The sequence below is a fragment of the Vibrio sp. 03_296 genome (assembly GCF_002265885.1).
Genome location: NZ_NPKW01000777.1, coordinates 1 through 732, shown reverse-complemented (window position 1 = coordinate 732; position 732 = coordinate 1). Strand labels below are relative to the sequence as shown.

The window sequence follows — 732 nt, the reverse complement described above, 5'->3', positions numbered from 1 at the left end:
TATGATCCTGATATTCATGGATTGTCGACATGCCAGAAATGGATGGCTATGAGGCGACTCACTATTTACGAGAGCAAGGGCTGGCGACGCCCATTGTGGCGCTTACTGCCGGTACGACATTGGAAGAGTCGAGAGAAGTGCTTAGTGAGTGGGATGAATGATATTCTCACCAAGCCTTACACCGCTGATGATGTTGAACGAATGATGTTAAAGTGGCTGACAGTGAAACCTAACCGGTAACAAGAAAAGAGCAATGCGTGAAGTCGGCGTCAAGGGGCCAAAGTGCGTGTTCACTGCGCACTAACAATAGCTTATTCAAAAAGAGAGGAGATCATTGATCTCCTCTCTTTTATCTTTCATTTGACTTACTGCAGGATTGGCAGAATCTTAGACAGTTTATCTAACGTCTCTTGATACTCCGCATCGCATTGACTGTCTGCTACCACGCCGCCCCCAGCCCAAGCGAACAACTTACCTTGTTCCGCTACTAAGGTACGAATTGTAATGCTGGTATCCATGCGACCATGGCGACTGATGTAACCGATACTGCCGCAATAGGCGGAACGTCGATGAGGCTCAAGCTTCTCAATTGATTCCATTGCGCGCACTTTCGGCGTCACCGGTAATCGAGCCTCCCGGGAAACACGCTCGCAGTAAGTCAGCGGCAGTATACTGCAGCTGCCAACTCAGCGCGAATCGTGCTGACTAAATGATGCACGGCGGGAAAGCTTT

General features: G+C 49.2%; 2 pseudogenes. One reads left to right on the top strand and one right to left on the bottom strand.

Annotation, left to right across the window (positions count from 1 at the left end):
* Positions 1–240 (top strand): annotated as a pseudogene (locus tag CIK04_RS27810) (response regulator); the annotation flags it as partial.
* Positions 241–365: 125 nt separating this feature from the next.
* On the opposite strand, the pseudogene CIK04_RS27805 reads toward CIK04_RS27810, so the two are convergent.
* A pseudogene (locus CIK04_RS27805) lies at positions 366–732 on the bottom strand (chorismate-binding protein); the annotation flags it as partial.